Origin of the sequence: Tsukamurella paurometabola (assembly GCF_900631615.1) — a bacterium.
GTDB classification, from domain to species: Bacteria; Actinomycetota; Actinomycetes; order Mycobacteriales; family Mycobacteriaceae; genus Tsukamurella; species Tsukamurella paurometabola_A.
This window is the reverse complement of sequence record NZ_LR131273.1, coordinates 1444588-1458194: the sequence shown is the minus strand read 5'-3', so window position 1 is coordinate 1458194 and position 13607 is coordinate 1444588. Positions and strand designations below refer to the sequence as shown.

Annotated in this window: 13 protein-coding genes; 8 read left to right on the top strand and 5 right to left on the bottom strand. The window is 68.1% G+C overall.

Annotated features, from left to right (window positions below):
- Positions 1-153 precede the first annotated feature (153 nt).
- The 5 genes from ELY19_RS07270 (at position 154) to ELY19_RS07255 (ending at position 4395) form a co-directional block, all read left to right on the top strand.
- On the top strand, positions 154-927 hold the full coding sequence (locus tag ELY19_RS07270) for a hypothetical protein (protein WP_126195628.1): 774 nt from the start codon (positions 154-156) through the stop codon (positions 925-927).
- 1305 nt (positions 928-2232) lie between these two features.
- Positions 2233-3114, top strand: coding sequence for a S1 family peptidase (locus ELY19_RS24095; RefSeq protein ID WP_126195627.1), 882 nt, complete (start codon positions 2233-2235; stop codon positions 3112-3114).
- Positions 3115-3336: 222 nt separating this feature from the next.
- On the top strand, positions 3337-3435 hold the full coding sequence (locus ELY19_RS24090; RefSeq protein ID WP_416222707.1) for a recombinase family protein: 99 nt from the start codon (positions 3337-3339) through the stop codon (positions 3433-3435).
- A gap of 31 nt (positions 3436-3466) precedes the next feature.
- Positions 3467-3769, top strand: coding sequence for a recombinase family protein (locus ELY19_RS07260; RefSeq protein WP_197715995.1), 303 nt, complete (start codon positions 3467-3469; stop codon positions 3767-3769).
- A 74-nt stretch (positions 3770-3843) separates the two neighbouring features.
- A complete protein-coding gene (locus ELY19_RS07255) occupies positions 3844-4395 on the top strand; it encodes a TetR/AcrR family transcriptional regulator (RefSeq protein WP_164711543.1) in 552 nt (183 codons plus the stop codon).
- Between the two features lie 14 nt (positions 4396-4409).
- On the opposite strand, the gene ELY19_RS07250 is transcribed toward ELY19_RS07255, so the two are convergent.
- Positions 4410-5411, bottom strand: coding sequence for an alpha/beta hydrolase (locus ELY19_RS07250; protein WP_126195625.1), 1002 nt, complete (start codon positions 5409-5411; stop codon positions 4410-4412).
- A 105-nt stretch (positions 5412-5516) separates the two neighbouring features.
- The gene (locus ELY19_RS07245; RefSeq protein ID WP_126195624.1) at positions 5517-6701 is read right to left on the bottom strand and encodes an MFS transporter; all 1185 of its coding nucleotides are present in this window, start codon (positions 6699-6701) and stop codon (positions 5517-5519) included.
- A gap of 406 nt (positions 6702-7107) precedes the next feature.
- On the opposite strand from ELY19_RS07245, the gene ELY19_RS07240 reads away from it, so the two are divergent.
- The 3 genes from ELY19_RS07240 (at position 7108) to ELY19_RS07230 (ending at position 9548) form a co-directional block, all read left to right on the top strand.
- Entirely contained in the window at positions 7108-7386 is a 279-nt protein-coding gene (locus tag ELY19_RS07240; protein WP_227966642.1) for a hypothetical protein, read from the top strand.
- A gap of 98 nt (positions 7387-7484) precedes the next feature.
- Positions 7485-8396 (top strand): metal-dependent hydrolase, encoded by a 912-nt coding sequence (locus ELY19_RS07235; RefSeq protein WP_126195623.1) that lies wholly within the window; start codon positions 7485-7487, stop codon positions 8394-8396.
- 171 nt (positions 8397-8567) lie between these two features.
- Positions 8568-9548, top strand: coding sequence for an NAD(P)H-dependent flavin oxidoreductase (locus ELY19_RS07230; protein ID WP_126195622.1), 981 nt, complete (start codon positions 8568-8570; stop codon positions 9546-9548).
- A gap of 47 nt (positions 9549-9595) precedes the next feature.
- Here the strand turns inward: ELY19_RS07230 and ELY19_RS07225 are convergent, their stop codons facing one another.
- The 3 genes from ELY19_RS07225 to ELY19_RS07215 form a co-directional block, all read right to left on the bottom strand.
- Positions 9596-10960, bottom strand: a complete 1365-nt coding sequence (locus tag ELY19_RS07225) for an O-antigen ligase family protein (RefSeq protein WP_126195621.1) — start codon at positions 10958-10960, stop codon at positions 9596-9598.
- Positions 10960-11916 (bottom strand): hypothetical protein, encoded by a 957-nt coding sequence (locus ELY19_RS07220; RefSeq protein ID WP_126195620.1) that lies wholly within the window; start codon positions 11914-11916, stop codon positions 10960-10962. Before ELY19_RS07220 ends, ELY19_RS07225 begins: the two co-directional genes overlap by 1 nt.
- Positions 11917-12017: 101 nt before the next feature.
- Positions 12018-13487 (bottom strand): oligosaccharide flippase family protein, encoded by a 1470-nt coding sequence (locus ELY19_RS07215; RefSeq protein ID WP_126198740.1) that lies wholly within the window; start codon positions 13485-13487, stop codon positions 12018-12020.
- Positions 13488-13607: the final 120 nt, after the last annotated feature.

Genomic DNA, 13607 nt, shown 5'->3' with positions numbered 1-13607 from the left:
CGTTAGGGAAAGCGCGGCCGCCGCGACTAGTATTGCTGCAAGCGCAATGGTTGGGGCGACGATAGGCTCGTCCTTCCCTGTAGTAGGAACGATCCTGGGGGCCGCAGCCGGCGCAGGGGTCGGCTACTTGACTTCCAAAGGTATTGACTGGCTGTGGTGAGAAGTGAGAAAACTTTCACGTGGAAGAACTATAAGGATGATTGGATCCCTAAGAGGACGCCGATTGTCATGATGGCCATGTTCTCGCCTCTGCTGGCTCTAGGGGCATTCTCCGGGATGAGGGATCTGACAATTGCGGGAGCCGGACTGGAGATCCTGAGCTTCGGAATGTTAGCACCCCGGTTGTTTGGAACGTTCGGTGAGACAGTTTCAGAGGTGGCTGATGAAATAGGGGTCCGGATCACGCCAGCGCCCTGGTGGAAGAATATTGCATTCTATGCCACGGTCGGTTCTTCGGTATTCTTCACAGGGTTGGCGATTGGAGTGGCAAAAGATAGTTCCGGTAGAGCCACTCTCGCTATTCCTGCAACGATCGTAGGACTAGCGCTGTCTGCCCATATGGTGTATGCGATCGCTAGATCTAGGCGAGGGGTAACAATCTACACGGAGGAGGTCGTGACCCCTCGCGGCAGAACAATCCATTTTAAGGATCTCGGATATGATCTGTACGATCCGCCTAGCGGCGGAGCCGCCTCAGTGCGACTATTTCGGCGCGGCGGGCAATTTGGCGGCAGGCCCGAGTATGTGACGTCGCTGGGGTATCTTATTAGCCCTAACAATTTACTGTCCCTTATTGATGCGTTAAGCTCACGCGACCCAAGTGAGGGCCTCTTCACATCAGCGGATATGAGATTTATCCTGGCGATAAGTCCGCCCGCTGGAGTGCCAGAGGGGGGGAGTATTGAAGTTTCTATCCCTAATAGGTGATTGGAGAAGGAAATGGGCAGTTACCCTTCGCGTTTGATGAGCGTGGCCATTGATTCTGATCTGACTCTGACAGGCTGTACTCCCAGGGAGGCTGAAGTGCGAGTTACCGATCTACCGGACGACTGGGTGGAGGATGACAAAAACAGGTTGTTTCGAGGAGAAACTCCGGTTAGCGTTTGGTTTAGCCCGAAAGAGTCGTACGGGAACGGCATGCCGTTTTCGGACAACGCAGTTCTTATCGTTTACAGGACTGAAGGGGTTGCGTGGCGTGAGTGCGGACCGTCTCTAGTTACTGCGGCTATCGCAGACGCCATTAGCGTTCCGGGGTGGTCTTCACTGGGGGGCGGCTCTCCTGATGAAAGTTTGGACGATCAGAACTCCGCCAGAATAGTAGGAACTCTAGATAGTCCATACGGATCGCTCTTGTCGATTGTAACTACATCTTACGTCGAGAGGGAGGGGTGCGGTTTTCTAATTCAATTAACGGCGACGTCTTTGATGTCATCGAGCGTAGTTTCTTCATCGGATCCGGTGGCGCGGATTGGCTTTTCCACAACTGCATAGCTCTAATCGGGCGAGGACGTATAGGGATCATCCTCTGTCGACGCTCCCTGGGATCTGGTTCGGGAAAGGTATTTAAATCCGTTGTTGATCGATGGGAAAGAGAGAGTGATATGAGTAATCGGGTGCAGGGTATGCGGCGTGGTGTTGTGGGGGGTGCTGCTGTTGCGGTGGCTGCTGTAGTTGCTGTTTCGGGGGTGGGGTCGGCGTCTGCTGATCCTGGGCCGGGGCGTTTGAATGCGGGGGCTGTGTCGGTTCCGCGTGCGGCGTTGCCGGGGTGGAGTGTCGCGTCGGTGTCTGGAGGTGGGGTTGGTGCGGTGGTGACGTTTCCGGGTGGGGGTTGGTCTTCGCAGGTGCAGTTGGGGGCTACGCGCGCCGATGGTCGGTCGAGTACGGATGTGGCTCGGTCGATCGTGTTGAATGCTCCGCGGACGCCGGGGTACTCGAGGAATGCTGCTCGTGTGGTGGGGCTGAGTATGCGGCCGACGAGTGTATCGGGGGTTTCTGCGACTCTGGCGACGGGCACGATCGAGGTTCAGGGCGCTCCGGTGAAGGCGGATCGGTTCCGGGTGATCGTAGTCGACAGCAAGCCGCAGAGCTATTTCGTTTCTGCTGTGCCATTTGAGGCTGGGGATCGTATTGCGCAGGCTGATGCTGCGGAGCGTGGCCTGGTAGCGGGCCGGTAGCCCGGTAACTCATGTTTGTACGAAGCTGATTTGTCTACTGAGAGAAAGCGGGGATCGCATGATGGGGTTTAAGCGGGTGGCTGTGGTGGGTGCTGCGACTGCTGTTGTGTCGTGTATGGGGGTGCCGGGTGTGGTGTCGGCTGCTCCTGCGCCTGGTGGCCGGTCTGTGGTTCCGGTGGTGGGGCCGGGGTCGGAGGTTGGGGTGGTGCAGGAGTGGGGTGTTGGTGGTCGGGTGCGGGTGAAGTCTTGCACGGTGGGGGTTGTTGCGGAGCGGCCGGATGGTCGTCGGGTTGCGGTGACGGCGGGGCATTGCGGTGAGCCGGGGCAGCAGGTGGGGGCCCGGGCGGCGGGGGTTGATGGGTTTGTGCGGGTGGGGGCGGTGGCGAAGTCGGTGGCTCCGCGGTCGCGGGTTGATCCGAAGACTGGTGAGAGTTATGTGGTCGATGCGCTGGCAGCGGATTGGGCGGTGGTGGATTTGTCGCCGCGGGTGTCGACGCGGGTGGCGCGGGGGCCGGTGCGGCAGACGGTGGTGGGCGTGGCTCGGGTGGGGGATCGGGTGTGTCAGCAGGGGATCACGTCGGGGTGGCGGTGTGGTTCGGTGTTGGCGGTCAAGGGGGCGTTGTTTGCCACGGATATCAAGTCGCGGCCCGGCGATAGTGGTGGTCCGGTGATGCGGCTTGCTGATGGTGCGGCGTTGGGGATTGCGTCGCGTGGCACGGGCGATGATGTTTCGGCGGGTGAGCAGGTGACGATTTACACGGGGTTGCAGGATGTGCTGGCCCGTGGCGGCGGGTTGCGGTTGGCGACCGGTGATCGGGCGGGCGTGAGTGCCGGGCGGATGGTCTCCGTCGACGAGGAGGCGGTGGTGCTGCCGGAGGCGATGTCGGCGCCGGCGCTGCTGCGGGCGGCGAGTGTGGAGGCCGCTGCCATCGTCGGCTAAGCCCCCCGAGGCAGTAGCCCGTTGGTAGATGGTGCTGGCCGCCCTCCCCCAGGTCTTGGGGAGGGCGGCCAGCGGTCCCTGTGTGGGCGATGCGTTCCCCGCGGGGAAGAAACAGTGAGCGCGGGCCGGTGTTGATTGATCGGTAGCGCTGATAGGCCATCGCCATGTCTGGTGTTCATTGATCACGCCTCGGGGCGGTTGGCGTCGCGTCCGGGGTTGGAGATGGCGCTCCTTGCCGCGTCGCGTGAGGGTGAGGTGTTGGTGGTGACGAAGTTGGATCGGTTGGGCCGCTCGTTGGCGCATCTGACCGATCTCGCGTAGACGTTGGAGGGTGTGGGGTGAGGATCTGGTGGTGCTCGATCAGGGGATCGATACCTGTACGCCGGTGGGGCGGATGTTCCTTCACATCTTGGGTGCGGTGGCGGAGTTCGAGCACGCCCTGCTGTCGGAGCGGACGAAGGATGGGTTGGCAGCGGCCCGGGCCCGCGGCCGCACCGGGGGCCGAAGCGAAGCTCAGTGGCAGCAGTGGTTCTCCGAACCTCGCGACCCGGGTCGTGAATCCTTCCAGGATCACGGTCCGGGTTTTTCGTGCCCGCACCGGCGGGGCGTCTCGATCGACGGTCGGGCCATCCGCGGCGGCACCGGCTCCGAATGACGGGTGACCACACTCCCCGATCAGAAGGCGCCCACCGCATGGATACGACGGCCCGCCCGGGCAGACCACCCCGGATGAGCCGGGACAAGATCGCCGCGACGGCGATCGAGATCCTGGCCGACGAGGGATACGCGAAGCTCTCGATGCGGCGTCTCGCCGATCGCCTGGGCACCAGCCCCATGGGCATCTACTACTACTTCGAATCCAAGCACGAATTGCTGGGCTACCTCTTCAGCAGGCACGACGGGGTGGCCGACTACCGCCGCAGCCGCACGGCCGACGATCCCTACGACCGCGTCGTCCAGGCGGCGGAGACGCTGGTGCGCTTCCTCGAGGCGCAGCCCTGGGCGCTCGCGGGGATCGTGGACGGTCACGTCGAGATCGAGGAGTTCACGCGCAGGCACCTACGCGACCTGGCCGACGGTGTCCGGGACCTGGGCCTGCGCGGGGCGGACGCGACCGAGGCGCTGCGCGGCGTGTGGCGGATCGTGATCGGTGCGGCCGTCCTCGGCTCGGCACCGGAGTCGGGGCGCGCCGGCGCGGGATCGCCCGTCCCGTGCGCGGAGACGATCGAGTGCTTCCTCGCGGGCAGGCTCGCCCGGGCGGCGGCGACCGCGGCCGAGTGATGCGTTCGCCCGCGTCAGCCGCTCGGGGCGAGGGTGCGCCGCAGGGCATCGATGGCGGACCGGGTGAAGGCCCGCATCGGCGCCGCACGGGCGGCGAGGAGATCGGCGGCGTGGTACATCCCCGGTTCCACCAGGAGCTCGACCGCGATGCCCGCATCCTCCAGTCGCCGCGCGTAGTCCACGTCCTCGTCGTGGAAGAGGTCCAGGTCGCCCACGCCGATCCAGGCGGGCGGTAGGCCCGTGAGATCGGTGCGGCGCGCGGGCGCCGCGTAGGCGGGGACCTCGCGGTCCGCGTGCCCGGCGCCGAGGTAGGCGTCCCACGCGAAGGCGTTGGAGCGCCGCGTCCACACCAGGGCGCCCCGGTGATCGCGCGGGCGGGCGGGGGTGCGGTCGTCGAGCATGGGATAGAAGAGCAGTTGGAAGGCCACGGGCAGGCCCTCGTCGACGGCGCGTTGCACGACGCCGGCGGCGAGCCCGCCGCCCGCGCTGGCCCCGCCGACGCCGACCCGCGCCGGGTCGATACCGCGGCCGGTGGCACCGTCGTGCAGCCACCGCAGCGCCGCGTAGCAGTCGTCGTGGGCGGCGGGGAAGGGGTGCTCGGGCGCGAGTCGGTACCGCGTGCTCACCACGACGACGCCGGTGTCCCGCGCGATCCGAAGGCACCGGCGGTGGTCCACCTCGGGCTGCCCGATGATGGTGCCGCCGCCGTGGATCCACAGCAGCGCACCGCCGTTCGGTGTCGTCGGGGTGTAGACGTAGACGTCCTGTGCGCCGTCGACGTCGTGGCGCGTCACGGTGACGCCGCCGCCGGTGGGCGGCGGCGCCGCGAGCGCGGGCGGCGTCGGCAGGGTTCGCACCGCTCGGAGGGTGAGCGGCCCCATCGACGGGAACAGAGCGGCGGCGGGATGCCGCAGTCCGGGACCGGCGTCGCGCAGGGCGCGGGCCCGCCGCGCGGCGGTACCGGCGCCGGCGCCGGCGGCGGCGAGCACGGGCAGCAGAATCCGTTGCACCTTCATGGGTCTCCCTCCCGGCGGATGATCCGCGGAAATTCGGACAGTGTCGCCAGGATCATCGCGCACCGCGGCGCCGCGCACCCGGTGAACGGCGGACGGCGGCGCGTTTCAGGACCGGAGCGGTGTCGACCGTCGCGGCCGGCACCGCAGCGCGGCGGCGACGAGGATGAGGCCGCAGGCGGCACCGGCCAGCGCGACGGTGGTGGGAAGGCCGAGTGCCTGCGCGAGCAGGCCGATGAGCGGTGGCCCGCCGAGGTAGGCGGAGTAGCCGACCGCGCTCACCGCCGCGGCGGCGGAGGCGATCGCGTGCGGCGCCCGCTCCGCCGCCAGGTCGATCGCCAGCGGGAACACCGGGCCGAGGACGAGGCCGACCGCGATCGCGCCGAGGTAACCGGCGATCCAGCCGGGGATGAGCAGCCCGGCGGAGGCGCCCCCTGCGGCGACGGCGCCGGCCGACACCAGGTAGCGGGCCCGACCCATCGCGGGCACCAGCAGGTCGCCGGCCGACCGGGACGCGAACATCGCGAGGCTGAACGCGGCGACCGTGCCGGAACCGACGGTCGCGCCGGCCCCGAGGTCCCGGCCGACGAGGAGCGCGGACCAGTCCGTCATCGTGCCCTCGAGCAGCAGACCCGCGATCGCGATCGCCGCGATGGTCGCCGAGAGGGACTGCAGCGGGCGGGGCCGGGGAGCACCGGCGGCGGGGTGGGGGCCCGGTGGTGGCGCGACGTCCGGGAGGTGCGGCGCGGCCGCCGTGAGCAGGATCAGGAGGACCCCGGTGACCGCCGCGAAGTGTGCGGTCACGCTCAGGCCGGCGGCGACGGCGACCACGCCCCCGGTCGCACCGACCAGGACGCCGAGGCTGTAGCCGCCGTGAAGGCGGGAGAGGATCGGCGTGGCCCCGCGGCGGCGCTGGAACTCGAGGGCCGTGCTGTTCATCGCGACGTCGAGGGCGCCCGACGCGGCCCCGAGCAGCGCGAGGATCAGACCGAGGGACGGCGCGTCGGACGCCCCCGACAGCAGCGGGAGCGCGAGGACGAGCGCCGGCGCCGACAGCAGGCAGACGGTGCGGCCGCCGACCCTCCGGATCCAGCGACCGGCGACCAGCAGGGTGGGAACGGACCCGGCGGCGACGCCGAACAGCGCCGCGCCGAGCGCGGCGTCGGACAGGCACAGCTGGGCCCGCACCTCGGGGATCCGGGGCGCCCAACTCGACAGGACGGCGCCGTTGACGAAGAACACGAGCCAGAGTCCCGCGACGGGGCGCGGCCGGGCGGGGGAGCGTCGGAACATGCGGCCTCAGGGCCGCCCTGACGACTGCAGAAGAAGCGGCCCCCGGACGGAACAGGAACCGCGGCGCGGGTGTCCCGCGCGCTGGGGTCAGCGAACCACGGCGCGGCCGCGGAGGCAAGGCCGACGCCCTGACCTGCGTGATCGCAACCGGCGCCGAACGTCCGTGGGCGGACCCGCCCGGATTCGTCCGGAATGTGCGGAATTCTGCGTACCGCTGGTACAGCAGGTTCCGCTCCCCTCGCGGGTGTGCTTATCTTCTCCTCGAAGATCCCGAACAACATTGCTGTCAGCGACTGATGGCTTGCAGGATCATTATTCCGTCGAGCAGCCGGCGGGGAGTACCGCGGACCGTCGGATCCGGGCACGCCACCCGGTCCGAGCAGCCCCCACGGAAGGCACGCACACTATGGGTACGTCGCGCACCGACACCGACAGCGCCCCGGACACCGAAGCCGCCCCCGCGGGCACGCTCCAGGTCGGCCTGGCCGTGGTCGCCTTCAGGGGCACCGACCGCGAGGCCGCGGGCCGCATCGTCGACGATTTCGGGGAGTTCACCCCCGTCGCCACGGAGTACCACGGGGAGCGCATCGCCGAGCCCGCCCGACGATGGGCGGTGCTCACGGACTCCGGTGAGCTGCTCTTCGCCGACTCCGCGGACCTGGTCCCCGCCGCCGCAGCAGAATGATAGAGAACCGGGCTTGACATATCACTGAGGGCGCAGCAGACTTCGAGATCAGTTCCTACAACACTGTACGAATCGATCCGACAGGGCTGGAGTCGAGCATGGTGTCCCTCAGCAACAAGGCCGGCAGGAAGTCCTCCGCCGCGGAACCGGTCGGCGTGGAGATCCACGCTCGCAACGTCGAGTTCGACTGGGACGACGTGCCGCTGGAGTGGATCCCCGGCGAGCCCGTGGCCAGCGACATCGTCAGCAGCATCCTGCACGTGATCCTCCCGGAGGGCGAGCGCTGGTTCTGCGAGGTCTACACCGAGGCGCTGCCGTACGTGAAGGACGAGGATCTCGCCCGCACGATGCGCGGCTTCATCGGCCAGGAGGCCATGCACGCCGAGTCGCACGACCGCGCCCTCTCCGAGTACCTCGAGCGGTGCGGCATCGACACGGCGCCCCTGGCGCGGCAGATGGAGTACACCTTCCGGAAGATCCTGGCGCCGCGGCGCTACCGCTCGGACCGGGCCCAGTACAACGACATGGTGCAGCGCCTCTGGCTCATCGCCGGCATCGAGCACTACACCGCGATCCTCGGTGTCTTCGCGCTGAACAACGCCTGGGACAAGTACGACGTGAACCCCGTGATGGCCGACATCTGCCGCTGGCACGGCGCCGAGGAGGTCGAGCACCGGTCCGTAGCGCACGACGTGGCGAACTACTTCGACCCCAGCTACCTGCACCGCGTGCGCGCGATGCTCACCATCGTGTTCTTCCTCGGCCTCACGCTGCACCGCTCGTCCGGCTTCCTGTTGCGCAAGGATCCGCACTTCAGCTACTCCTACCCGCGGCTGTGGTGGGAGTACCTCAAGGCGTCGCACCGCGGGCTGCTGCCGAAGATCCGCAGCGTCATCAAGTACACGCTGCTGTACTTCAAGCCGAGCTTCGACCCCGCGTCCATCGGCTCGACGGCGCAGGCCGTCGCGTACCTCGCCACGTCGCCGGCCGCCCGCGCCGCCGAGTCCTGACCCGAGCAGCCCGCGGACCGCGGACCGGCGGGACCGGCATCGTCTGGTTCCCGTTGTGCCCGGGCACCGTCGTCCCCGGCCCGGGAGGGGGCGGCGAACCATGGCGCCCGGGGGCCGGTTCGTCCAGACTGTGGGGATCGATCCGCCGTCACGAGAGGACCACCACCGAGCATGATCAGCACCCGCATCACGGAGATGTTCGGCATCGACCACCCGGTGGTCTGCGGCGGCATGACGGGCCTGGGCACCGCCCCGCTCATCTCCGCCGTCGCCAACGCCGGCGCGCTGGGCTTCCTCACCGCGCTGACTCAGCCGAGCCCCGAGGCGCTGGCCGCGGAGATCAAGCGCACCCGGGACCTCACGGACAAGCCGTTCGGCGTGAACCTCACCATCCTGCCCACGATCGATCCCGTCCCGTACGACGAGTACCGCGCCGTCATCGTCGAGTCGGGCGTGAAGGTCGTGGAGACCGCCGGGTCGAGCCCCGCGCCGCACCTGCCCGACTTCCAGGCCGCCGGGGTCAAGGTGATCCACAAGGCCACCAGCGTGCGCCACGCCCTCTCCGCCGAGCGCAAGGGCGTCGACGTGATCAGCATCGACGGCTTCGAATGCGCCGGTCATCCGGGCGAGGACGACGTCCCCGGCCTCGTGCTCATCCCCGCGGCCGTGCGGCAGCTGTCGATCCCCGTCATCGCGTCCGGCGGCATCGCCACCGGCAGCGGCCTCGCCGCGGCGCTCGCCCTCGGCGCCGATGCCGTGAACATGGGCACCCGCTTCATGGCGACCGTCGAGGCCCCGATCCACCAGAACGTCAAGGACCGGATCGTCGCCAACTCCGAGCGCGACACGGTGCTCGTCTTCCGCAGCTTCCGCAACACCGCACGCGTGGTGCGCAACGCGGTCTCCGAGCAGATCGTCGAGATCGGGGAGCGCCCCGGCGCCGTCTTCGACGACGTCGCCGAGCTCGCGTCCGGCGCGCGGGGCCGCGCCAACGTCCTCGGCGAGGGCCGCATGGACGACGGCATGTGGTGGGCCGGTCAGGCGCAGGGCCTCGTCGACGAGGTCGACACCGTCGCCGCCGTCGTCGACAGGGTCGTCGCCGATGCCGAGGAGATCATGACCCGCCGCCTGCCGGGACTCGTCCGCGATTGACGGACGGTCGCCGGGCTCGACGGTGCCGCACCGTCGAGTCAGTCGAGTCAGGAGCGGCGGGCCGCCGGGTCCGTGTCCTTGCGTAGGCGGTGGGTCACGCCTGCGAGCGCCACCAGGATCCAGGTGAGGTACCAGATCTGGATGAAGCCGGCGGTGTCGAGGATGAACGAGATCACGATCATCGCGGCGAGCGAACCGGCGATGCCGCCTCCGAGGTCCGCGACCGACCGATCCGCGGCAGCGGATGCCCGCAGCGCCAGGAACAATGCCACCGCCAGGGCGGCGACGAAGGTCACGAACCCGATCACGCCGGCCTCCATCAGCCGGGAGACGTACTGGTTGTCGAGGACCGGCTGTTTCAAAGCGGGGTATGCGCCCACCCCCTGACCGAGCCAGGGGTGCTCCCAGAAATGTTCGCTGGCATAGGTGAGTCCGCGCCCTCGGGAGTGGAGCGAGTCGTCGCCGAAGGCGCCGGCGAAGACCGCGAACATGGCGGAGATGAACTTCAACTGGAACAGCAGGCCGAGTCCGATGGCGATCCCGCCGCCGACGATGACGCTGGCGACCCGGGTGATCGGCCAGCGCCAGCACATAACCACGACGGCTGCGATGGTGCCGACGACCGCCGACCGGGAGAGCGTGACGAGTGCGCCGCCGATGAGGATCGTGGTGCACCCGAGCCACAACCAGTAGGTGCCGGCGCGGCGCCCCCTGGCGTCCAGGGCGAGCGAGATCGCCATCGGTGTCATCACCGTGAGGATGGCACTGAGTTCCAGCGGGTGGCCGGCACTGCCCTGTGGTCGCGCCACGCCCTCGCGCATGAGGTTCGTGACGATCTGGTAGTCACGGAAGTTGAGGCCGGGGAAGGTGAAGTACTTGGCGAGATCAATGCCCGTGCCCACCATCACCAGTCCGAACCACGCGGAGACGGTGGCACCGATGACGAAGGCACCGAGCACGATCCGCAGGCCGCCGACCGAGCGCAGCACCGTCAACAGGAACAGCACCGTGCCGAGCAGATAGAGGTCACCGAGGATGTACCGGTCGAGCGCCACCTGGGCTACGTAGGGCACGCCGCGCAGCTGACTCGCGCCGAAGGACAGAAACGAAGTGGTCACGTACGCGAGTACCGCGATCAGCGTGGCCTTGCTGCGGATCGGCCCGGAGAAGCCGGTGATGTTCAGGCATACCCAGGTGATCCCGGCCAGGGCGAACAGCGTCTGCCCCACACTGAGCCCGAACGTCCCGGGCACCGTGTAGGTCTGTTGCATCCCCAGCAGGAAGAATCCGGCGGTGCCGACGAACAACGCGAACGACAGGTCGGGGGGACGCTCGTGTGAAGCGCTTGGGAACCACGGCACCGGCCGTGCCGGCGTCGTCGACGGGGCGCCGCGGCCGATGACGGTCGACATCAGGCGTTCTTAGCCTGCTGCGCGCCCTCGTCGGAGCCGGTGTCGTCGAAGTCGGGGAGTGGGATCTCCGTCTCTTCGGGGACCTCCTCGACCCGGTCGCGCCAGCGGGTCATGGCTCTGCGGGCCGCGTCGCCCGGCGGGCGAATCGGGACGGCGGCGGGCACGGCGCGCGGAGCCTCGGCCGGCGGCGCCTCCGGATCAGGGCCGGGGCCGACCTGCACGAGGTCGGACAGCACCGGCGAGTCGGTGTGGGCATCGACGACCGCAGCCGGGGCGCCGGAGGTCTGCGTGGGGATCGTTTCGGTGAGGGGGTCGTCCCCGACGCCCGTTCGACGCTTCCGGATCACCTCCCACGCGGCGGCGGCGATCAGGCAGAGCGTCAGGGTGGCCAGCGCAGCGCCCATCGCCAAGCCGAGGGACGCGCGCAACGGATTCCCGCCGACCTCGACGCCGTCCTTCGGTGCCACGGGCACCCGGAGGTCTGCGAATGTGTCTCCGACGACCCCCGCTTCCACCTGCATCTTCCGGAACTCCGCACGCCAGTACTCGATGAGCGCATTCGCACCCGCCCTGGCTCGCCACGCCTCGGGCGCGCTCACGGTGAAGGTAATCAGAGGGGAGATTTGCTGGGAGTTCCCGTCGCCGGCCATCGCGGTCATCACGACGTCGGGAGAGGCCCCTTCCTTCTCGAGAACCGCCCGCGCGTCGGCGGACTGCCCGACCGTGGTGAGGACGTGCGCGACCTGTGCAGCGCCGTTGTTGAGGCCCGTGAACGGATTGTCCATCGCGTTCCGGCTCCCGGCGCCCGGGGGGATCACCAGAACCGCGGCGCTCGTCTCGAAATGTGAGCTCGTAGATCGGTAGCCCATCACGCCGCCCGCGACCGCGGCGACCAGCACGAGCAGGATGATGACGGGCTTCGTCAGAGCCCAGCGCAGGAACCCGGCGACGTTCATTTTCGGTGACTCCTAGCGCAGTTGCAATTGCAGTAGTTCTGCATGGACTGTACTACGCAGATTCGATGCGATGAACTCCACGCGGGACGGCATGGCCGATGTCACTGCCGGTCCTCGGCCGGTGCCCGGGAGAGCATGGACGTGACGGTGGAGAAGCTGACCGGACCGGCGAGCACGCTGGTGACCAGGTATGCGCCCGCAGCGGCGACGAGCGGAATCAGGACGGGCTGGTGACGCAGCGCGATCGCGACGACCGTCGCGACACAGAGCGGCACCGACAGTCGTAGGAGATAGCCCCAGGGCGGGCGGAAGGGCGCGCGGGTGCGCAGGCGCCAGCCGGCGACGGTCATCCCGATGACCTCGCTGGCGATGAGGGCGATCGCGGCACCGACCGCGCCGTAGAACGGGATGAGGATCGTGTTGAGGACGATGTTGCCGAGCAGATTGATCACGTTGAGCCGCAACAGGAACACCTGATCGTGTGCCGCGAACAGGCCTTGGCTGAGTACCGCGGTGACGAAAGTGACGGCGATCGCAATGAACAGCAGCCCCAGTGTCCGGCCGCCGGCATCGACGAACTCCGTCGTGCTCAGCAGTCCGATGATGCTCGGCGAGAGGACGAAGCCGACGAGCGCGATCGGCGCGCCGACGAAGATCAGTGCCTCGGCGCTGCGCTGGACGAACTCGGCGAATCGTTTCGTGTCGGTGGCGTAGAGGTTCGTCATCGTGGACAGTGAGGAGGCGAGGAACACCGCCGAGATCACGGTTGCGTTGGACGTGATCTGGTACGCGAGCCCATATGCGCCGGTCTGCTCGGGCGTGCTCAGCACGCTGAGGAGAAAGGCATCGGCCCGCCAGTACAGAGCAGCGATGATGAGCACACCCGTCTGCGGCAGGCTCTCCCGCACCAGGTCCCAGCTCTGGCGTGCGGAGAAGACAGGACGGATGCCCACCGCCCGGTGCGCGACGAAGCCCTGAATCAGCAGCATCACCAGGGGCGGGATCAGTTGGACGGCGGCGAACCACACCAGATCGGCGTCGATCCGCACCAGCACGATCGTCCCCACCAGGGACAGGGCGCGGCCGCCGACGTCCGAGGCGGCGACGGCGCCGAATCGGACGTCCGTCATGAACAGGGGTTGGAAGCACGATGCGAGCGTCGTCAGGGCGAGGCTGCCCGAGATGATCGCGATCATCGCCGGGACCTCGGCCGTGTTGCGGTAGATGATGGCGCCCGTCAGCACCGCGGCCGCCGATAGCGGCACGCAGTACGCGAGCGAGAACCCGAAATTGACACGGATGAGCTGTTGTAGATCGCCCATGCCGGAGGTGACTCGGCGGACGACCACGGCCCCGATGCCGAGCTCGGTGAGACTGGTCCATAGGCCGATGAAGACGATCGCCGCCGTCAAGTGCCCGTACGACACCAACCCGAGGTGCGTCGTGGTGATCGCCATCGTCGCGAGCGAGGCGACGAGGCCGATGACTCTCGCGCCGAGCTGGAGACCGAAGGCCCTGGCGATGCGGCTCGTTGAAGCACGTCCACGGTGTGTCGTCGTTTGCGACTCGATAGTCTCTTCCGCGGGCGGTGTCGAGACGTGAGTCTCCGACGAGGCATCCGCCGAGGCGAAAGGACTGGTCTGTGCGGGTGACGATTCCGCTTGCCGGGGGGCTGACGGCGACGGATTGGG

Bases quoted from the DNA above. Each gene is read 5' to 3' on its own strand.
- ELY19_RS07220 (WP_126195620.1), bottom strand. From the start codon at position 11,916: ATGAACGTCGCCGGGTTCCTGCGCTGGGCTCTGACGAAGCCCGTCATC.
- ELY19_RS24090 (WP_416222707.1), top strand. From the start codon at position 3,337: ATGGCGCTCCTTGCCGCGTCGCGTGAGGGTGAGGTGTTGGTGGTGACG.
- ELY19_RS07245 (WP_126195624.1), bottom strand. From the start codon at position 6,701: ATGTTCCGACGCTCCCCCGCCCGGCCGCGCCCCGTCGCGGGACTCTGG.
- ELY19_RS07230 (WP_126195622.1), top strand. From the start codon at position 8,568: ATGATCAGCACCCGCATCACGGAGATGTTCGGCATCGACCACCCGGTG.
- ELY19_RS07225 (WP_126195621.1), bottom strand. From the start codon at position 10,960: ATGTCGACCGTCATCGGCCGCGGCGCCCCGTCGACGACGCCGGCACGG.
- ELY19_RS07255 (WP_164711543.1), top strand. From the start codon at position 3,844: ATGAGCCGGGACAAGATCGCCGCGACGGCGATCGAGATCCTGGCCGAC.
- ELY19_RS24095 (WP_126195627.1), top strand. From the start codon at position 2,233: ATGATGGGGTTTAAGCGGGTGGCTGTGGTGGGTGCTGCGACTGCTGTT.
- ELY19_RS07250 (WP_126195625.1), bottom strand. From the start codon at position 5,411: ATGAAGGTGCAACGGATTCTGCTGCCCGTGCTCGCCGCCGCCGGCGCC.
- ELY19_RS07240 (WP_227966642.1), top strand. From the start codon at position 7,108: ATGGGTACGTCGCGCACCGACACCGACAGCGCCCCGGACACCGAAGCC.
- ELY19_RS07235 (WP_126195623.1), top strand. From the start codon at position 7,485: ATGGTGTCCCTCAGCAACAAGGCCGGCAGGAAGTCCTCCGCCGCGGAA.